14 protein-coding genes are annotated in these 19,334 nt (G+C 72.1%); 6 read left to right on the top strand and 8 right to left on the bottom strand.

Going from position 1 to position 19,334, the window contains the following annotated elements; genetic code table 11:
• Positions 1-4: 4 nt before the first annotated feature.
• Entirely contained in the window at positions 5-1,525 is a 1,521-nt protein-coding gene (locus tag ACZ68P_RS21845; RefSeq protein WP_471008563.1) for a cellulose binding domain-containing protein, read from the bottom strand.
• 263 nt (positions 1,526-1,788) lie between these two features.
• On the opposite strand from ACZ68P_RS21845, the gene ACZ68P_RS21840 reads away from it, so the two are divergent.
• Positions 1,789-4,713, top strand: a complete 2,925-nt coding sequence (locus ACZ68P_RS21840; protein ID WP_471008561.1) for a glycoside hydrolase family 48 protein — start codon at positions 1,789-1,791, stop codon at positions 4,711-4,713.
• A 93-nt stretch (positions 4,714-4,806) separates the two neighbouring features.
• Here ACZ68P_RS21840 and ACZ68P_RS21835 read toward each other — a convergent pair whose 3' ends face one another.
• From ACZ68P_RS21835 to ACZ68P_RS21805, 7 genes are all read right to left on the bottom strand, one after another.
• On the bottom strand, positions 4,807-7,728 hold the full coding sequence (locus tag ACZ68P_RS21835; RefSeq protein ID WP_471008557.1) for a glycoside hydrolase family 2 TIM barrel-domain containing protein: 2,922 nt from the start codon (positions 7,726-7,728) through the stop codon (positions 4,807-4,809).
• A gap of 227 nt (positions 7,729-7,955) precedes the next feature.
• Positions 7,956-9,185 (bottom strand): multiple monosaccharide ABC transporter permease, encoded by a 1,230-nt coding sequence (gene mmsB, locus ACZ68P_RS21830; protein ID WP_471008554.1) that lies wholly within the window; start codon positions 9,183-9,185, stop codon positions 7,956-7,958.
• A gap of 7 nt (positions 9,186-9,192) precedes the next feature.
• Positions 9,193-10,728 (bottom strand): multiple monosaccharide ABC transporter ATP-binding protein, encoded by a 1,536-nt coding sequence (gene mmsA, locus ACZ68P_RS21825; RefSeq protein WP_471008801.1) that lies wholly within the window; start codon positions 10,726-10,728, stop codon positions 9,193-9,195.
• A 44-nt stretch (positions 10,729-10,772) separates the two neighbouring features.
• Entirely contained in the window at positions 10,773-11,882 is a 1,110-nt protein-coding gene (gene chvE / locus ACZ68P_RS21820) for a multiple monosaccharide ABC transporter substrate-binding protein (protein WP_471008551.1), read from the bottom strand.
• Positions 11,883-11,884: 2 nt separating this feature from the next.
• Positions 11,885-12,856, bottom strand: coding sequence for a hypothetical protein (locus tag ACZ68P_RS21815; protein WP_471008548.1), 972 nt, complete (start codon positions 12,854-12,856; stop codon positions 11,885-11,887).
• A 145-nt stretch (positions 12,857-13,001) separates the two neighbouring features.
• Positions 13,002-14,012 carry a zinc-dependent alcohol dehydrogenase gene (locus tag ACZ68P_RS21810; RefSeq protein ID WP_471008546.1) on the bottom strand — a complete coding sequence of 337 codons (1,011 nt, stop codon included), beginning with the start codon at positions 14,010-14,012 and terminating at the stop codon, positions 13,002-13,004.
• Positions 14,009-15,163: a mandelate racemase/muconate lactonizing enzyme family protein gene (locus tag ACZ68P_RS21805; RefSeq protein WP_471008544.1), complete on the bottom strand. Its 1,155-nt coding sequence runs from the start codon at positions 15,161-15,163 to the stop codon at positions 14,009-14,011. Before ACZ68P_RS21805 ends, ACZ68P_RS21810 begins: the two co-directional genes overlap by 4 nt.
• A 196-nt stretch (positions 15,164-15,359) precedes the next feature.
• On the opposite strand from ACZ68P_RS21805, the gene ACZ68P_RS21800 reads away from it, so the two are divergent.
• The 5 genes from ACZ68P_RS21800 to ACZ68P_RS21780 all read left to right on the top strand — a co-directional run bounded on the left by ACZ68P_RS21800 (position 15,360) and on the right by ACZ68P_RS21780 (position 19,326).
• Positions 15,360-16,127, top strand: coding sequence for an IclR family transcriptional regulator (locus tag ACZ68P_RS21800; protein ID WP_471008543.1), 768 nt, complete (start codon positions 15,360-15,362; stop codon positions 16,125-16,127).
• A complete protein-coding gene (locus ACZ68P_RS21795; RefSeq protein WP_471008542.1) occupies positions 16,127-16,999 on the top strand; it encodes an SMP-30/gluconolactonase/LRE family protein in 873 nt (290 codons plus the stop codon). Before ACZ68P_RS21800 ends, ACZ68P_RS21795 begins: the two co-directional genes overlap by 1 nt.
• 128 nt (positions 17,000-17,127) lie before the next feature.
• Positions 17,128-18,147: a LacI family DNA-binding transcriptional regulator gene (locus ACZ68P_RS21790; RefSeq protein ID WP_471008540.1), complete on the top strand. Its 1,020-nt coding sequence runs from the start codon at positions 17,128-17,130 to the stop codon at positions 18,145-18,147.
• Positions 18,128-18,658, top strand: coding sequence for a SigE family RNA polymerase sigma factor (locus ACZ68P_RS21785; protein WP_471008538.1), 531 nt, complete (start codon positions 18,128-18,130; stop codon positions 18,656-18,658). The genes ACZ68P_RS21790 and ACZ68P_RS21785 overlap by 20 nt, the downstream gene beginning before the upstream one ends.
• A complete protein-coding gene (locus tag ACZ68P_RS21780; RefSeq protein WP_471008535.1) occupies positions 18,658-19,326 on the top strand; it encodes a hypothetical protein in 669 nt (222 codons plus the stop codon). The genes ACZ68P_RS21785 and ACZ68P_RS21780 overlap by 1 nt, the downstream gene beginning before the upstream one ends.
• The last annotated feature ends 8 nt before the right edge of the window (positions 19,327-19,334 follow it).

The raw sequence follows: 19,334 nt of genomic DNA, 5'->3' as shown, positions 1-19,334 counted from the left end.
CCTTTCAGTTCTGGGCGCGCAGGTGGTCGCGCAGCCCGATGCCGAATGCGGTGGGTGTGCCGTCGTACGACGTGATCAAGGCGGGACCCGTGGAGCAGTTCCAGGTGTTCCAGGTCCAGCCGAGATACGAGAGGGAGCGGTCGTCGAACCACTTCATGACCCGGTCGATGAAGCCGTGACCGCAGGTGTTCTCACCGATCTCGCCCGCCACCAGGGGCACGCGGGCGGCGACGGGTGCAAGGGTGCTGTCCCAACAGGCTTCGTTGGAACAGGAGTTGAAGTTGTACACGTGCCAGGCCGCGGCGAGATTGCCCGCGGGGTCGGTGGGGGCGTGGGCGAGCCACTGGCTCAGGTCGTTGGAGTACGCGATGCCGGGAACGAGGGCGAGGTTGCGGGCACCGGTCGCGCGGACCGCGTCCAGTAGGTCCTGCATCCCGGCGACCTCGTAGCCGATGCCCGGGCAGGTGCCGCCGTCGCGCCAGCAGGTCCAGGCCTGCGCGGCGGTGGAGGTGGCCCGGTCCGGATAGGGCTCGTTGAACAGGTCGAAGACGACCCGGCGGTCACCCTTGAAGGTGTCCGCGACCGAGGTCCAGAACGCCGGGGTGTACCGGGCGTTCGGCATCGGCTTCTGGCAGGAGGCGTGCACGTCCGAGCAGCCCGAGGAGTTGCCGGTGTAGAGGCCGTACGTCCAGTGCAGCTCGACGATCGGCGTCATCCCGTGCGCGAGGACGCGGTCGACCAGGCCCTTCACGGCGTTGATGTAGGAGGTGCCCCGGTATTCGGGCTTGATGTTGTCCAGGCCCAGCCAGCACTCCTCGTTGAGCGGGATACGGACGGTGTCGGCGTTCCAGTCCGCGATGGCGCGGACCGAGGCGTCGTCGACGGGACCGTCGAAGATGCCGTGGCCCTGGACGCACATGAACTCGCCACCGGAGCGGTTGACCCCGAGGAGCCGGCGGGTGGAGCCGTTCTGGTCCACGAGCCGGTTTCCGGCCACGCTCAGTTCGGGCGCGCCGGAGACGGGGTCCGGAGGGTCGGTCGGGTCGGTGGGCGTCGGCGTCGGGTCGGTGGGGGTCGGAGTGGGGTCGGTCGGGCCGGGGCCCGGGCCGACGTGGCAGGTCGTGCCGTTGAGGGTGAAGACGGCGGGTGCCGTGTTGGCGCCCGCCCAGGAGGCGATGAAGCCGGTGGTGACGCTCGCGCCCGTGGCGAGCGCACCGTTCCAGCCCTCGTTGACCGCGGTGACCGTCGCTCCGGACTGGGACCATGTCGCGCCCCAGCCCTGACCGACCTTCTGGCCGGCCGGGAAGTCGAAGGCCAGGCTCCAGCCGTTCAGCGCGGAACCGCCGTTGGTGACGGTCACCGATCCCTGGAAGCCGCCGGCCCACTGGCCGACGACCGAGTACTCCACCGTGCACGAAGGTGCGGCCGCTGCTCCGGCGGCCGTACCGACCACGGCGAAAGCGGTACTCGCCATGGTGAGCGCCGCTCCTGCGAGCAGCGCGGACAGACGTGGGGGATGACGCATGAGCGAGTCCTTGCAGCGAGGACGCGTCTGAGACGACGCGCCGACTGACGGAATCGCTCCCACTGGTGGGGCCAGACCGTAGCGCCAACCGGCGCCAAGCAAAAGAGGAGTTGAAGAAGTTCCTGGTCGAATGTGTTCGACTCTTCACGCACCTTGACGCCCTTGCGTCCCGTCTGCACAGTGGGAGCGCTCCCACTGGTTCAGAGCTTGTGTCCTTCTCTCCGCACGCCCCGCCTCCCCGAGCCGCGAGGAGAACCACCCGCATGCCACCCCTCCCCAGCAGAACCCGCAGAACACGCAGGCCACGCGCCGTGTCGGCCGCCCTCGCCGCGGCCCTGACCCTCCCCCTCGGTCTGACCGCCGTCGGCACGACCGCCCACGCCGCGGCGGTGCAGTGCAGCATCGACTACAAGACCAATGACTGGGGGTCGGGCTTCACCGCCGAACTGACCCTCACCAACCGCGCCACCACCGCGCTCGACGGCTGGACGCTCACCTACGACCAGACCGGCGACCAGAAGCTGACCAACGGCTGGAACGGCACCTGGTCCCAGTCGGGCAAGAGGGTCACCGTCGTCAACGCGGGATGGAACCGGACCGTCGCCGCGGGAGCGGCCGTCACCACCGGCGCCCAGTTCACCTACACCGGGACCAACGCCGCCCCGACCGCCTTCGCGGTCAACGGCACGCCCTGCGCCGGAGCCCACCAGCCGCCCCTCGCCGTGCTCACCAGTCCCGCTCCCGGTGCGGTCTTCTCCCAGGGCGACCCCGTGCCGCTGGCCGCCACCGCGGCCGCCGCCGACGGCGCGAGCGTCGACAAGGTGGAGTTCTACAGCGACACCGCCCTGCTCGGCACGGACACCACCGCCCCGTTCACCTTCAGCGCGACCGGTCTCGCCGCCGGCTCCCACTCGCTCTACGCCAAGGCGTACGACAGCATGGGCGCCTCCGCCGAGTCGGCCCCGGTGGGCGTCACCGTCGCCGCCGGACCGGCGCTGGTCGCCACGCCCGCGCAGTTCGGCGTCCGCCAGGGAGCCACCGGCACCTTCGACCTGAAGCTCTCCACCCAGCCCGCCGGCAACGTCACGGTGTCCACCGCGCGCACCTCGGGCAACAGCAACCTCACCGTCGGCGGGGGCGCGAGCCTCACCTTCACCCCGGCGAACTGGAACACCGCCCAGAAGGTGACCATCGCCGCGGCGGCCACCGGGACCGGTTCGGCCGTCTTCACCGCGACCGCTCCCGGCCACAGCAAGGCCGAGGTGACCGTCGCCCAGCTGGCCGCCGACTCCACCTACGACGCCCGCTTCCTCGACCTCCACGGAAAGATCACCAACCCGGCCAACGGCTACTTCTCCCCTGAGGGCATCCCGTACCACTCGGTGGAGACCCTCATCGTCGAGGCCCCCGACCACGGCCACGAGACGACCTCGGAGGCGTACAGCTACCTCATCTGGCTCCAGGCGATGTACGGCAAGATCACCGGCGACTGGACCAAGTTCAACGGTGCGTGGGACACCATGGAGAAGTACATGATCCCCACCCACGCCGACCAGCCCACCACCGGCAGCTACAACGCCTCCAAGCCGGCCACCTACGCACCCGAGCACGACCTGCCGTCGCAGTACCCGGCCCGGCTCGACTCCGGCGCCACGTCCGGATCCGACCCGATCGCCGGCGAACTGAAGAGCGCCTACGGCACCGACGACATCTACGGCATGCACTGGATCCAGGACGTCGACAACGTCTACGGCTTCGGCAACGAGCCCGGAAAGTGCTCCGCCGGACCGACGGCGACCGGACCTTCGTACATCAACACCTTCCAGCGCGGCCCGCAGGAATCCGTCTGGGAGACCGTCACCCACCCGACCTGCGACAACTTCACCTACGGCGGGAAGAACGGCTACCTCGACCTCTTCACGGGGGACGCCTCCTACGCCAAGCAGTGGAAGTTCACCAACGCCCCCGACGCCGACGCCCGCGCCGTCCAGGCCGCCTACTGGGCCGACATCTGGGCCAAGGAGCAGGGCAAGGGGACCCAGGTCACCGCGACCGTCTCCAAGGCGGCCAAGATGGGTGACTACCTGCGGTACGCCATGTTCGACAAGTACTTCAAGAAGTCGGGCAACTGCGTCGGACCCGTCACCTGCCCCGCGGGCACCGGCAAGGACAGCGCGCACTACCTGATGTCCTGGTACTACGCCTGGGGCGGTGCCACCGACACCAGCGCCGGCTGGTCCTGGCGGATCGGCTCCAGCCACGCCCACGGCGGCTACCAGAACCCGCTCGCGGCCTACGCGCTGAGCGAGTACGCCCCGCTGAAGCCCAAGTCGGCCACGGGCGCGGCGGACTGGGCGACGAGCCTCGACCGTCAGCTGGAGTTCTACCGCTGGCTCCAGTCCTCCGAAGGCGCCATCGCGGGCGGCGCCACCAACAGCTGGCAGGGCCGCTACGCCACGCCGCCGGCCGGGACGCCCACCTTCCACGGCCTCTACTACGACGAGAAGCCCGTCTACCACGACCCGGCCTCCAACCAGTGGTTCGGATTCCAGGCCTGGTCCATGGAGCGGGTCGCCGAGTACTACCAGCAGACCGGGGACGCGGCCGCCAAGACCGTCCTCGACAAGTGGGTCGGCTGGGCCCTGTCGAAGACCACGATCAACCCCGACGGCACCTACCGCATCCCCTCCACGCTCCAGTGGTCCGGCGCCCCCGACACCTGGAACGCGGCCAACCCCGGTGCCAACACCGGGCTCCACGTCACCGTCGCCGACTACACCGACGACGTCGGCATCGCCGCCGCCTACGCCAAGACCCTGACCTACTACGCCGCCAAGTCCGGCCACGCCGAGGCCAAGCGGGTCGCCAAGGCCCTGCTCGACGGCATGTGGACCCACCACCAGGACCCGCTGGGCATCGCCGTCCCGGAGACCCGCGCCGACTACAACCGGTTCGACGACCCGGTGTACGTACCGTCCGGCTGGACCGGCACCATGCCGAACGGCGACACGGTGAACAACGCGTCCACCTTCGCCTCGATCCGCTCCTTCTACCAGGACGACCCCGCCTGGCCGAAGGTCGAGGCCTACCTGGCGGGCGGCGCCGCGCCCGTCTTCACCTACCACCGGTTCTGGGCCCAGGCGGACATCGCCCTGGCCATGGGCTCGTACGCGGAGCTGCTCGAGTAGCAGCCGCCCCGCCAGGAGCCGGCTCCGCGTACGACGAGGCCGGACGGATCCGCTTCCCGGATCCGTCCGGCCATCCAAGCGTCACGCCACACGTCACACGGCGGCCCGGTCGAGCGCCGTGAACGTGAAGGAGAACCGCGCGGGGGCGGCCCGCAGCCGGTACGGCGGCAGCACACCGGGGCCGCACGACCGGGAGCCGATGCCCTGCTGCGCGTGGTCCAGACGGAGCCAGACCGTGTCACCGGGGACCAGATCGCTCCGGTGCTCCGCCGCGTCGAGCTGCTCGTCGGTCCAGCGGCGGGCCGTGAACCAGAACAGGGGGTCCCCCTCCACCCGCAGCCCGCCGTGCTCCCCGCTCAGGTCGAGCCACCGGGTGTCGATCCGGGCACCGTTCTCCTGCGGGCGGACATAAGGGGTCTGGAGATCGTCCACGCCCGCCTCCCAGCGGCCGATCCGTGCGGCGGCGCGGGTGTCCGGATAGGCCTCGCCCGGCCCGCCGCCGAACCAGGTGACCCGGTCCAGAGCGGCCGGAAGGCCGAGGCGCACACCGAGCCGGGGGAGGGGCAGCGGCCACTCGCCCTCCGGGACCACGTCGACCGTGAGCCGCAGCCGGGAGCCGTCGGACGTCCAGCGGTACGCGGTGCGCAGCCCCGCGTCCAGCGCAGCGGGCGCCACCCGGGTCCGTACCGTCAGCCCTTCACCGTCCGCCTCCACCGCGTCGACGCGGTGCCTCATCCGGTGCAGACCCACCTCGCGCCAGAGCGTTCCGTAGCGTTCGTCAGGCTTCCACCAGGCCCCGTTGTCGTTGTCCGTCGGCGCCCGCCACACGTCGAGGCGCAGCCCGCGCACGGGAATGCCGGCGAGGGAGAGCGGCTCGCCCGTACGGGCGTCGAAGGAGGCCGGACCGAGCGTGATGAGCCCCGAGCCCGCGCCCGGCCGCGCACCGCTCACGTCGCGGCCCACCACGGGCCGTCCCGGCAGCGGGAGCTGGCCCCACGCGACTTCGTGGCCCGCCGATGCCCAGGCTGTGTCGTGGGCGAGCAGCGCCCGTACGGTCCAGGTCCGCTCCCCGCCGCCGTGCCCCTCGCCGCCTCCGTCCGCTCCGGGCTCGGGCGCGGCGGGCAGGGCGACATCGGCGCTCTCCCCGGCGCGGAGCGCGGGTACCGCGAGCGGCCCGCCGCCTGCCGGCACCCCGTCCACCAGGTATGACCAGGTGAAGGACAGCGCGGAGAGATCGGCGAAGTCGTGGAGGTTGGTGATCCGTACCGAAGCCGGCGCGTCGTTCCCGGCGCCGGGGACCGGTTCGATCCGGACCGGCTCGATGACCTTCTTGTACTCGACCAGGCCGGGTGACGGGGTCCGGTCGGGGAACAGCAGCCCGTCGCAGACGAAGTTGCCGTCGTGCAACTCCTCGCCGAAGTCGCCGCCGTAGCCGTAGCCGTACTCCGGGTGGGCCAGACCGTGGTCGATCCACTCCCAGACGAAACCGCCCTGACAGCGCTCGTACCGCTCGAAGAGCCGCTGGTACGCGGAGAGACCACCGGGCCCGTTGCCCATCGCGTGCGCGTACTCGCAGAGGATGAACGGGAGTTCGCGCCGGGAGTCGGGGCCCTCGTCCTCCCGGCGGCCGATCTCCTCGACCTCGTCGTGCGTGGCGTACATCCGGGAGTAGAGGTCCGTGTCCGCGCAGGACGGATCGCCTTCGTAGTGGACGAGCCGTGACGGGTCGCGGTCGCGGATCCACGCGGCCATGGCGGTCAGACCGGCGCCGGTGCCGCACTCGTTGCCGAGCGACCAGATGATCACCGAGGCGTGGTTCTTGTCGCGCTCGACGGTCCGCGCCGCACGGTCGAGCAGCGCCGGGGTCCAGCAGTCGTCGGCCACCGGATTGCCCCGCCAGCCGGAGCGCTGGAAGCCGTGGGTCTCCAGGTCGCACTCGTCGATCACCCACAGTCCGTACTCGTCGCACAGGTCCAGGAACGCGGGGTGCGGCGGATAGTGCGAGGTGCGGACCGCGTTGACGTTGTGCCGCTTCATCAGCTCCACGTCCTGGCGCATGGTCGCCAGGTCGACGCTCCGACCGGTGTCGGGATGGAACTCGTGCCGGTTCACCCCCCGGAAGAGGACGCGGCGGCCGTTGACCTTGACCACGCCGTCCTCGACGACGACGGTACGGAAACCGACGCGCAGCCCGACGCGCTCGCCGCCGACGGCCAGCTCGCCCGCGTAGAGGCGGGGGGTCTCGGCGGTCCACGGCTCGACCGCGACCGTCACCTCCTCGTCCGTCGCCACGTCGATGCCCAGCTCCGGCACCGTGACCCGGCCCGGTACGTCGCACGCGACCCGCAGCGTGCCCGTGGCGGAGGCGTGGTCGTACGAGGCGTGCACGAAGAAGTCCCGGGCCGCGCCCTCGGGGCGGTGGTGCAGGGTGACGTCCCGGAAGATGCCCGGCAGCCACCACTGGTCCTGGTCCTCCAGGTACGAGCCGGCCGACCACTGGTGGACACGGACGGCGAGGACGTTGCCGCGCGGCCTCAGCAGGGCGCCGACCGCGAACTCGTGCGGCAGGCGCGAGCCCGTGAAGGTGCCCAGCTCCTCGCCGTTGAGCCAGACCCGCGCCGCGGACTCCACTCCGTCGAAGCGCAGCACGGCCCCGCCGCCCTCCGGCCAGTCCTCCGGGAGGTCGAAGGGGCGCAGATGGTCACCGGTGGGGTTCTCGGTCGGGACGCGCGGCGGGTCGACCGGGAAGGGATAGAGGATGTTGGTGTACGCCGGGGCACCGTGGTCCTTGCCCTGGAGCACCCAGTGTCCGGGGACCGCGATCTCGTCCCAGCCCCGGGAGTCGTACCCCTCGGCGGCGAAGGAGGCGTCCTCGGCGTCGGCGGTGGGGGAGAGCCGGAAGCTCCAGGTCCCGTTCAGGGAGAGGGAGACGGCGTTCGAGCGGGCGTACCAGGCGCGGGGCGGCAGGCAGCCGCGGCCGGGGGAGACGTCTTCGTACCAGGGCAGGGAGGGCATGGAGCTCCTGCGGGAGAGGACGGAGGGGGGAAGAGGGGGAGAGGCGGCCGGTGAGCTGGGAAGCGCTTGCCGCCCCCGGTTTCCATCCCATCCTGACCTCTCCCTCCGCGCAACCCCGGCGGCGCGCCGGGCTGTTGGACCTTTCGCGGCGGGTTGGACGGGTGTCGCCGCGTGCACCGGGCCCGGACCGACCGGCCCGGACCGACCGGGCCGGCGCGCCGCCTCCGTCAGCGGCCCGCCCGGCGCTTGTTCCAGACGTCGAAGCCGACCGCCGCGAGCAGCACCAGCCCCTTGATGACCTGTTGGTAGTCGGTGCCGATGCCGACCAGCGACATGCCGTTGTTCAGGACGCCGAGCACCAGGCCGCCGATCACGGCGCCCGTCACGGTGCCCACGCCGCCGCTCATCGACGCGCCGCCGATGAAGGCCGCCGCGATCGCCTCCAGCTCGAAGTTCAGGCCCGCCTGGGGCGTGCCGGCGTTGAGCCGCGCGGCGTAGACGCATCCGGCGAGCGCCGCGAGGACGCCCATGTTGACGAAGACCAGGAAGGTGACGCGCTTGTCCTTGACGCCCGAGAGCTTGGCCGCCGCCTTGTTGCCGCCCAGGGCGTACACATGACGGCCGACGACGGCGTTGCGCATCACGTACCCCAGACCGATCAGCAGCGCGCACATGACCAGCATGACCACCGGCACGCCGTGGAAGCTCGCCAGGGTCAGCGTGAACGCCACGACGGCCGCGGTCATCGCCACGCACTTCAGCGTCCACAGCCCGGCGGGCAGCACCTCGAGCTCGTACGCCAGCTGTCGCTTGCGGTCGCGCCACTCGCGCAGGAGCAGGAAGACGACGGTGGCCAGACCGAGGAGCAGGGTCGGGTTGTGGTACTGCGTGTAGGGGCCCATCTCGGGGATGAACCCCTTGGCGATGTTCTGGAAGCCGTCGGGGAACGGCGCCAGGGACCGGCCCTCCAGGAAGATCTGGGTGAGACCGCGGAAGAGCAGCATCCCGGCGAGCGTCACGATGAACGACGGGATGCCGAGGTACGCGATGAAGTACCCCTGCCAGGCCCCGGCGGCCGCCCCGACCAGCAGGCAGAGCACCAGGGCCAGCCCCCAGGGGACGTCGTGCCGGACCATCAGCACGGCCGCCAGGGCTCCGACGAACGCGGCCAGGGAGCCGACGGAGAGGTCGATGTGGCCGGCGATGATGACGATCATCATGCCGATGGCCAGGATGAGGATGTAGCTGTTCTGCTGGATCAGGTTGGAGACGTTGTTCGGCAGCAGCAGCGTCCCGTCGGTCCATATCTGGAACAGGACGACGAGGAAGACGAGGGCGACGAGCATGCCGTACTGGCGCATGTTGGCCCGCACCGCCTGAAGGAGCAGTGCACCGGCCGACGGGGGCTCCGGCCGGGCCGTCGCCGTGTCCTGCGCGGGGGGAGTCGTGGTGGTCATGGCGGGCTCAGCTCCTGCTCATGGTCATGTGGCGCATCAGGGTCTCCTGGGTGGCCTCGCCGCGGGCCACCTCACCGGTGAGTCGGCCCTCGGCCATCGTGTAGATCCGGTCGCACATCCCGAGGAGCTCGGGCAGCTCGGAGGAGATGAACAGCACGCCCTTGCCCTGGGCCGCGAGCCGGTCGATGACGGTGTAGATCTCGTACTTGGCGCCGACGTCGATCCCACGGGTCGGCTCGTCGAGGATCAGCACCCGGGGGTCGGCGTGGATCCACTTGCTCAGCACGACCTTCTGCTGGTTGCCGCCGGAGAGGCGGCCGACCTGCTCGAAGACGGTCGGGGTCTTGATGTTCATGGTGGCGCGGTAGCGCTCGGCGACCTGGCGCTCGTGGTGCTCGTCGACGACGCCGCGCCGCCGCATCCCCGGCAGGGACGCGAGGGAGATGTTGCGGTGGACCGTGTCGATGAGGTTCAGGCCGTACCGCTTGCGGTCCTCCGTCACATAGGCGAGACCGGCCTCGATCGCCGCCGGCACGGTCCGGGTCGACACCTCCCGGCCGTCGATCTCCACCGTCCCGGAGACGTACCGCCCGTAGGAGCGGCCGAAGACCGACATCGCCAGCTCCGTGCGGCCCGCGCCCATCAGACCGGCGAGGCCGACGATCTCGCCCGGGCGGACGGTCAGGGACACGTCGTCGACGACCGTGCGCCGCTGGTCGACCGGGTGCCGTACGGTCCAGCCGCGCACGGCCAGCGCCGGCCGGTCCGCGCCGGCCGCGTCGTGGGGCGTGCGGTCGGGGAAGCGGTGGTCCAGGTCGCGGCCGACCATGCCGCGGATGATCCGGTCCTCCGACAGCTCCGGCGCGGCGGCCGGCTCGGGCCGCACCGTCAGGGACTCGACGGTGCGGCCGTCGCGCAGGACCGTCACCGCGTCGGCGATGCGCCGGATCTCGTTCAGCTTGTGCGAGATGACGACGGAGGCGACGCCCTGCTCGCGCAGCTCCAGGATGAGTCCCAGGAGGGCGGCGCTGTCCTCGTCGTTGAGCGCGGCCGTCGGCTCGTCGAGGATGAGCAGCCGCACCTTCTTGGACAGTGCCTTGGCGATCTCGACCAGCTGCTGTCCGCCGACGCCGAGGTCGGCGACCGGTGTCAGCGGGTTCTCGCGCAGGCCCACGCGGGCGAGGAGCCGGCGGGCGCTGCGCAGGGTGTCGTTCCAGTCGACGATCCCGCGGCGTGCCTGTTCGTTGCCGAGGAAGATGTTCTCGGCGATCGACAGGTGGGGGATGAGCGCCAGCTCCTGATGGATGATCACGATGCCGCGGCGCTCGCTCGCCCGGATGTCCCGGAAGGCGACCGGCTCGCCCTCGAAGCGGATCTCGCCCTCGTAGCTGCCGTGCGGATGGACACCGCTCAGCACCTTCATGAGGGTCGACTTCCCGGCTCCGTTCTCCCCGCAGAGCGCGTGGATCTCGCGGGGGCGGACCGTGAGGTTCACCTCGCTGAGCGCGGTGACGCCGGGGAAGGTCTTCGTGATGCCGCGCATCTCCAGCACGGGACGGGACCCGTGCTCGTCCGCCTCGGGCCGCTTCACGACAGCTGTCCCGCCGTGAAGTACCCCTCGCGCACGAGGAGCTGGGTGTTCGACTTGTCGATACTGACCGGGTCGAGGAGGTACGACGGCACGATCTTCTTGCCGTTGTCGTAGTCCTTGACGTTGTTGACCTCGGGCTTCCGGCCGTTCAGTACGGCGTCGCCCATGGCCACCGCCCGGGCGGCCAGCTTGCGGGTGTCCTTGAAGACGGTCTGGGTCTGCTCGCCGCGGATGATGGACTTGACCGAGGCGAGTTCCGCGTCCTGGCCGGTGACGATGGGCAGGGGCCGCTCGGACGTGCCGTAACCGGCGCTCCTGAGGGCGGAGATGATGCCGATGGAGATGCCGTCGTACGGCGAGAGGACCGCGTCGACGCTCTCCGCGCCGTAGTTCTTGCTGATCAGGTCGTCCATCCGCTTCTGCGCGGTGCCGCCGTCCCAGCGCAGGGTGGTCGCCTGGTTCATCCGCGTCTGCCCGCTGCGTACGACGAGCTGTCCGCTGGCGAGGTAGGGCTGGAGCACCTTCATGGCGCCGTTCCAGAAGTACCGGGTGTTGTTGTCGTCCGGCGAGCCCGCGAACAGCTCGATGTCGTAGGGCTTGCCCGCGTTCCGGGCGGGCGCGCCCAGCTTCAGCCGGTCGACGATGTAGCGCGCCTCCAGCTCGCCGACCCGCTCGTTGTCGAACGAGGCGTAGTAGTCGACGTGTTCGGTGCCCATGATGAGGCGGTCGTACGAGATCACCGGGATGCCCGCGTCGTGCGCGCGCCGCAGGACGTCGGTGAGGGCGGCGCCGTCGATGGCGGCGACCACCAGCAGCCGCCTGCCCTTGGTGATCATGTTCTCGATCTGGGCGATCTGGTTCTCGACCTTGTCGTCGCCGTACTGCAGGTCGGTCTCGTAGCCGGCCTGCCGGAACTGCTTCGCCATGTTCTCGCCGTCGGCTATCCAGCGTTCCGACGCCTTGGTGGGCATGGCCAGGCCGATGGTGCCGCCCTTGCCCGCGTCGGGCCGGTAGCGGCTGCCGCCGCGGGCCTCCTGGCCGCAGGCGGAGAGGGCGAGGACGAGCAGGGAGGCGAGGGCGGCCGCCCTGAGTGTGCGGATGCGCATGGTCAGTTCCCTTCGGGGGCGGGGAAGCGCCGGAGTCCGCCGGGCAGCCGGGAGCCGAGCGGGGACATCCCGCCGTCGGCGCCGTGGCGGGCCAGCAGATCGAGGACGAGCCGGCCTCGCCGCACGCGCTCGCGTGCGGTGGCGAGGGTGTGCTCGCGCAGATGGGCGCCGTAGGGGTAGATGCCGGCGGACTTGCTGAGACCGAACTTGAGGTAGAGGGGCGCCCCCCTGCGGATCAACTCGGCGGCCTCGTACATCCGCACGAAGCCGCCGAGGTCGTCGGGCGCCTCCACATAGAGGTCGAGGGGCGCGCGGCTGGCCCGGCGGATCTCGGTGAGGTGGTCGAGGGTGAGGTCGGAGGGGACGTTGAGGGAGTCCGCGCCGAGGTGCTCGTAGACGGCGTACGACGCGGGGTTGGCGGGGCCGATGAGGGCGGAGGCCTTGAGGGTGGTGTCGGCGGGGAGCACGCCCGCCGCGCGCATCCGGTGCAGGGTCCACAGCACGCCCTCGTCGGCGACGAGCAGGCAGCGGACGCCCGCCGCGGTGGCGCGCAGGGCGTCCTCGACGCAGCCGGCGAGCGCGTCGTGGCCCCGGGCCCGCGGCCCGGCGCCACCGGAGTCCGTGCGGGTGGCGGCGCCGGTGTCCCAGGTGCCGCGCGGTCCGGTGAAGAGGCACAGCTCGACGGCGCGTTCGGCGCAGGCGTCCACCATCTCGGTGATCTCGGCGTCGGTGAGCATCCAGACGCCGCTGCCCTGGCTGACCCGGTGGACGGGGACGTCGAGCCGGGCGCTCTCCTCCAGGACGACGGCGAGCGCCTCCGGCCCTTCCACGGAGGGGACCTCGGTGCGCCAGGTGCCTCCGTCGGGGAAGCGGTGCGGAGAGGTGTCCGCGGGGTCGGCCGGAGGCACGGGATGGCCGATCCGGGCGAGCGCGTCGGCCCCGGGGCGGCGGGGCGGGGAGGGCGAAGCGTTCACGGAGGTCCTTTGTTCGGGATATCGGACACGGTTCGAAGTGAGCGGCGTGCGCCGGCGGGGAGGTGGTGCGGGTACGAGGCGTGTGCGGCGGTGGGAGCTTGGCGCGGGCTCCCGCCACCGCCGTACGGTCGACGGCCGAGTCGGGTCAGGGACGGAGCAGGATCTTGCCGGTCTTCGGATCGCCGCCGCCGACGAGGGCGACGGCCTCGGCGAACCGCTCCAGCGGGAACTCGTGGGAGATCAGCGGGGACGGGTCGAGCAGCCCGAGACCGAAGGCGCGTACCGCGTCGGCCCAGGCGCCGGAGGACGCCCCGAAGACGCTGCGTACCTCCAGCTGGCTCAGGGAGAGGTGCACCGGGTCGATCCCGACGGCCCCCCGCGTGAACATCCCGGTCAGCACGACACGGCCGCCCCGGCGGGCCAGCAGGCAGGAGGACGCGGCCGTGGAGGGCGCCCCGGCCGTCTCCACGACCAGGTCGAAGCGGCCGGCCAGCGCGGTCGCCTCGGCCGGGACGAGGCTCCGGCTCGCGCCGGACCGCAGCGCCTGCTGCCCGCGGGCCGTCCGCGGGTCGACGGCGACGAGTTCGGCGGGCGAGGAGGCGGCGAGCAGCTGGACCGCGAGCAGCCCGAGAGTGCCGGCGCCGACGACGGCGACCCGCTCGCCGGGCCGGGGGCGCCCGGCCCGTACGGCCGCGGCGATCACCGCGGCCGGTTCCAGGAGCGCGGCGGACCGCAGGTCCGCGTCGTCGTGCAGCAGGTGCAGCAGCCGGGCGGGTACGACCACGTGGTCGGCGAAGGCGCCCGGCTCCGTGAAGCCGGTCTCCGCGTACCCCGCCGCGCACAGGGTGGTCTCGCCGCTCCGGCACCGCTCGCAGGTCCCGCAGGAGCGGAAGCCCTCGGCGACGCAGCGGCGGCCGACCAGGGCGGGATCGGCGCCGGGCCCCGCCGCCTCCACGGTGCCGGACCACTCGTGGCCGGGCGTCACCGGAAAGCGGACGTAGCCGGGGTCGCGGTGTCCGTCGTACATCTCGCGGTCGCTCATGCAGATCCCGGCGGCGGCCACCCGGACCCGCACCTCACCGGGGCCCGGGCGGGGGATCTCCCGCCGCACGAGCCGGTGTTCGCCGGGTCGTGCGATGACGATCGCTCGGCTCACTTGGGCTCCCTGCGCTCCCAGCCCTCGGCCCACAGGTCGAAGCGGGCCCGCTGCTGGGGGAACGCGGCCGCCGCGTCCACGTCCAGCTCGACGCCGAGGCCCGGCTCGTGCGAGACCGTGAAGCAGCCGGTCTCCGGATCGACCTCCGGCGCGCCGCGGACGACGCCCTTGATCTCGGCGTCCGCGAAGTCGTTGAAGTGCTCCAGGATCTTGAAGTTCGGTGTGCAGGCGGCGAGCTGGAGCGAGGCGGCGGTGAGCACCGAGCCGCCCACGTTGTGCGGGGCGATCAGCGTGTAGTGGGTCTCGGCCGTCGCCGCCAGCTTGCGGGTCTCCAGGATGCCGCCGATGTGCCCGACGTCCGGCTGGATGATGTCGGCCGCCTGCGACTCGAACAGCTCGCGGAACTCGATCCGGTCGTGGATGCGTTCACCGGTGGCGATCGGCAGGTCGACCTTGGCGGCCACCTTCTCCAGCGCCTTGAGGTTCTCCGGCGGTACGGGCTCCTCCAGCCACGCGGGGCGGAACGGCGCCATCTCGCGGGCGAGCCGGATCGCCGTCGCCGGGGAGAAGCGCCCGTGCATCTCCAGCATCAGCTCCGTGTCCGGCCCGATCGCGTCCCGGACGGCCTCGATCAGCGAGACCGCGTACCGCGAACGCTCGTCGTCCAGCTCGAAGTGGCCGGTGCCGAACGGGTCGATCTTCAGCGCGCGGTAGCCACGGGCCACGACCTCCCGGGCGGCCTCGTGGTACGCCTCCGGCGTGCGCTCGGTGGTGTACCAGCCGTTCGCGTACGCCTTGACCCGGTCGGTCACCTTGCCGCCGAGCAGTTGCCAGACCGGCACGCCGAGCGCCTTGCCCTTGATGTCCCAGCAGGCCATCTCCACCACGGCGATGCCGGACATCACGATCTCGCCGGCCCGGCCGTAGTCGCCGTACTTCATGCGCCGGACGAGGTCCTCCACCGCGAACGGGTCGGAGCCGGCGATGTGGTTCGCCTCCGCCTCGCGGAGGTATCCGACCAGAGCGTCCGTGCGGCCGAGCATACGGGTCTCGCCGACGCCGGTCAGGCCCTCGTCGGTGTGGACCCGGACGTAGGTGAGGTTGCGCCAGGGCGTACCGACGACGTGTGTGGTGATTCCCGTGATGCGCACGGAGGTTGCTCCCAGGATCGGCTCGTTCGATATTTCGTCATGCGTTCGAAATGTTGGCGTGACCGTAATCAGCGCTCCGGAGAGTGTCAATGGTCCACGCGGGGCCATTGCCCGGCGAACGCGGCCGTGGTTAGCCTGTGTTCGTCATACCGGTCATTGATCGGAATATCGAACGGGTGAGGGTGGGTGGGCGGTCGTGGGACGTCTCGTACCGGCAGTGGCCAGAGCTTTCGACATCCTGGAGCTCTTCCTCCACGGCGACGGCACCCTCTCGGCCCCCGAGATCACCCGCGCCCTCCAACTGCCCCGCACGACCACGCACGAGCTGCTCACCACCCTGTCGGCGCGCTCCTACCTCGTGCCCGTCCCGGAACAGCCCGGACGCTACCGGCTCGGCGTCCGCACCTACCAGCTCGGCAGCCGCTACGCCGAGCAGCTCGACCTCGCCGCCGAGGGGCAGGCGGTCGCCCGCGAGGTCGCCGACACGTGCGGCGAGACCGTGCACGTCGCGATCCTGGAGGACGCGGACGTCATCTACATCGCCAAGGTGGACTCCACCCACGCCGTCCGCATGGTCTCGGCGGCGGGGCGAAGACTCCCCGCGCACTGCACCTCCGTCGGCAAGATGCTGCTCGCCTCGCTCCCCGAGCCGGAGCTCGACGCCCGCATCGAGGGGCGCGAGCTGGCCTCCATGACCCCGAACAGCATCACCGACCCCGCCGCGCTGCGCGCCGCCCTCGCACGGATCAGGGAACGCGGCATCGCCACCGAGCACCGCGAGTCCAACCCGGACGTCAGCTGCGTCGCCGCGCCCGTACGGGACACCTCCGGCCGGGTCGTCGCCGCCCTCTCCGTCTCCGCGCCCGTCATCCGCTGGAGCCCGGAGCGCGAGGCCGAACTGGCCGAACTCGCCGCCAAGGGCGCCGCCGACCTGTCCCTCCGGCTCGGGCACCGGAGCCGGTGATGAGAGCCGGAGGACGGACCGCGGGCGACCCCGCGATCGAGGTCGCGGTCCGCGAGCCCGCCGAGCTCGGCGAAGGGCCGACCTGGGACCCGGCCGGCGGGCGGCTGATATGGGTGGACATCCTCGGCTCCCGCCTCCACACCTACGAGCCGGACGGCGGCCACGTCTCGGTCACGGCCGTCGACCAGCACATCGGCGCGGCCAAGCCCCGGGCAGGAGGCGGCTTCGTCGCCAACCTCCGGGACGGCGTCGGCCTCTACGACACCGACGGCGCCTTCTCCTGGCTGCACCACGACCCCGTCCCCGGCCGGCGGGGCAACGACGCGGCCGTCGCCCCCGACGGCAGCCTGTGGGCCGGCACCATGCGCTACGACGAGGCGCCCGGCGGCGGACACCTCGTCCGGGTCGCCCCCGACGGCTCCGCCACCACCCTGCTCGACGGCGTGACCGTGAGCAACGGCATCGACTGGAGCCCGGACGGCGCCGTCGCCTACTACGTCGACAGCCACACCCGGCGGATCGACACCCTCCGCGTCCGGGAGGGCCTCCCGGTCGAACGGCACGCGTTCGTCGAGGCCGGAGCGGACGCCGGCTTCCCCGACGGACTGACCGTGGACGCCGAGGGCTGCGTGTGGGTCGCCTTCTGGGACGGCGGACAGCTCCGCCGCTACACCCCGCGCGGCGACCTCGACCGGACCGTCCCGCTGCCCGTACGACGCCCGACCGCCTGCGCGTTCGGCGGGCCGGAGCTGCGCGACCTGTACGTCACGACCGCCCGCACGGGCCAGGCAGGCCCGGACCCGCTCTCCGGCGCGCTGCTCGTCCTGCCGGGCATCGGCCAGGGCATGCCCGCCACCCCGTTCGCCGGATGAACGGCCCACCGTCCCCCCGGGCACCACGGCCGACCCGCCTGGACAGCCCGCCGAGCCGCCGCCTAGGGTCGGGACCCGAAACGTCGGGCAGCCGCCCGGGGAGCCGGGAACTGCCGCGGAGAACTGAAGTGGTCACCCTCGCCGATGTCGCCCGTCACGCCGGAGTGTCGGCCAGCACGGTCAGCTACGTCCTCAGCGGGAAACGGTCCATCTCCGCCACCACCCGCGAACGGATCCAGCGCAGCATCGACACCCTCGGATACCGCCCGCACGCCGGTGCCCGCGCCCTCGCCAGCAGCCGGACCAGCATCCTCGCGCTGATGATGCCGCTGCGCACCGACCTCCACCTCCCCGTGATGCTGGAGATCGCCATGGCCGTCACCACCACGGCCCGCGCCCACGGTTACGACGTCCTCCTCCTCACCGGGGAGGAGGGACCCGACGCCGTACGACGCGTCGAGGGCAGCGCCATCGCCGACGGCATGATCGTGATGGACGTGGAACTCGACGACCCCCGGCTCCCCCTGCTCCGGCAGGCGGAACGCCCCTTCGTCCTCATCGGACTGCCCGGCGACCCCAGCGGACTCGACTGCGTCGACCTCGACTTCGAGGCCGCCGGAGCCCGCTGCGTCGGTCACCTGGCCGACCTCGGACACACCGGCATCGCCGTCCTCGGCGAACCGCCCGCCGTCTACGCCCGCGGCACCGGCTTCGCCGAGCGCACCCTCACCGGCCTGCGCGCCACCGCGCGTGAGAGGGGCGTCGACCTGCTGCACCGGCCGGTCGAGGGCACGTACGCCGCCGTCTCCGCGACCCTCGGCCGGATCTTCGAGGAACGCCCCGCCACCAGCGCCCTCGTCGTCCAGAACGAAGCCGCCGTCGAACCCCTCCTCGCCGTCCTGCGCCAGCGGGGACGGGCCGTGCCCGAGGACGTCGCCGTCGTCGCCGTCTGCCCCGACCAGGTCGCCCACCAGGCTTCGGTCCCCCTCACCGCCGTGGGCGTCCCCGCCGCGGAGATGGGACGCCTGGCCGTCGAACGGCTCGTCGCCCGCCTCGGCGGACAAGCGCCCTCGGGGCCGACGCTGATCGAGCCCGAACTGACCGTACGCGAAAGCTCGGGGAGCCACCGTGATCACGGCGGCCGGTGATCCCGCGACCGAGTTCCACGCCTTCTTCGAGCGCCACTACGCCGAACTCGCCCGCCTCGCGCACCTGCTGACGGGCGACCGCGAAGGCGCCGACGACCTCGCCGCCGACGCCATGGTCGCCCTCTGGCACCAGTGGGACCGCGTCCGCGCCGCGGACCACCCGGTCGCCTACGCCCGTGGAGTCGTCGCCAACCTCGTCCGCAGCAGGATCCGCGGCGCCGTGCGGGAGCGCCGCCGCGTCGCGCTGTTCTGGGACCGGCGCTCGGAGTGGACACGGGAGCCCGACGTCCCGGTCGTGGTCGACGTCCAGTCCGCCCTGCGGGCGCTGCCCTTCCGCAAGCGCGCCTGTGTGGTCCTGCGCCACGCCTTCGACCTCTCCGAGCGCGACACGGCCCTCGCCCTCGGGATCTCGGTCGGCACGGTCAAGAGCCAGACCTCCAAAGGCATGGCGGAGCTGCAGCGCCTGCTCGGAGCGCAGTCCGCGGCCGCACTCGTCGGAGGGAAGAGCTGATGGACGAAGCGCAGGTACGCCGACGGCTGCGTGAGGCGGCCGGAGCCCATCAGCCCGACCGCGCCCGCATCCTGGCGCGCGTGGAGCGCGGGATCGCGAGCCCGCCTGAGCGCGCCGCCGAGGCGCGTCGCCGCCCCCGGGCGCTCTGGACGACGGCGGCCGCGGTCGCGGCCGCCGTCGTCGGGGTCCTCTCCCTCGGCGGCCTCGCCGCGACGACGCTGCACCCCGACGACGACCCCGGCCGCATCGCCACGATGCCGGCCGCCCCCCCTCCCGTCGGCGCGGCCGGCACCGTCGACCCGGGGAGCAACCGGTGGTGGGCGCAGAGCAATGTCACCCTCACCGCCCCCGCCCCCCTGACCGCGCTCACCGTCGAACTGCGGATCGCCCGCACCGCCGGCGTGTCGAGCACCGGCCACTGGCGCACCCGTCCCGCGGACGACTTCACCGTCTCCGTACGCCAGGAGGCGACGGCACTCGTCTACACATGGGTGCTCAAGCCGGGGCGCACGGTCCCGGCCGGGCGCCATGTCTTCGCCGGCCAGTACAACCACGCCGAAGGAGGACGGGACGCCGGATCCGACACGTACACCGTCACGTCGGCGGAGGGCTCCCACGGACGGGCCGTGACCCGCGGCGGCTTCGCGCCGGCTGCCCTCGGGCGGTGAAGCCGTGC

The sequence above is a fragment of the Streptomyces sp. NPDC036822 genome (assembly GCF_055609145.1).
Note: the sequence above shows the minus strand (reverse complement) of the source record. Positions and strands in the feature narration are given on the sequence as shown.

Bases quoted from the DNA above. Each gene is read 5' to 3' on its own strand.
- ACZ68P_RS21845 (WP_471008563.1), bottom strand. From the start codon at position 1,525: ATGCGTCATCCCCCACGTCTGTCCGCGCTGCTCGCAGGAGCGGCGCTC.
- ACZ68P_RS21840 (WP_471008561.1), top strand. From the start codon at position 1,789: ATGCCACCCCTCCCCAGCAGAACCCGCAGAACACGCAGGCCACGCGCC.
- ACZ68P_RS21835 (WP_471008557.1), bottom strand. From the start codon at position 7,728: ATGCCCTCCCTGCCCTGGTACGAAGACGTCTCCCCCGGCCGCGGCTGC.
- mmsB (WP_471008554.1), bottom strand. From the start codon at position 9,185: ATGACCACCACGACTCCCCCCGCGCAGGACACGGCGACGGCCCGGCCG.
- mmsA (WP_471008801.1), bottom strand. From the start codon at position 10,728: ATGCGCGGCATCACGAAGACCTTCCCCGGCGTCACCGCGCTCAGCGAG.
- chvE (WP_471008551.1), bottom strand. From the start codon at position 11,882: ATGCGCATCCGCACACTCAGGGCGGCCGCCCTCGCCTCCCTGCTCGTC.
- ACZ68P_RS21795 (WP_471008542.1), top strand. From the start codon at position 16,127: ATGAGAGCCGGAGGACGGACCGCGGGCGACCCCGCGATCGAGGTCGCG.
- ACZ68P_RS21780 (WP_471008535.1), top strand. From the start codon at position 18,658: ATGGACGAAGCGCAGGTACGCCGACGGCTGCGTGAGGCGGCCGGAGCC.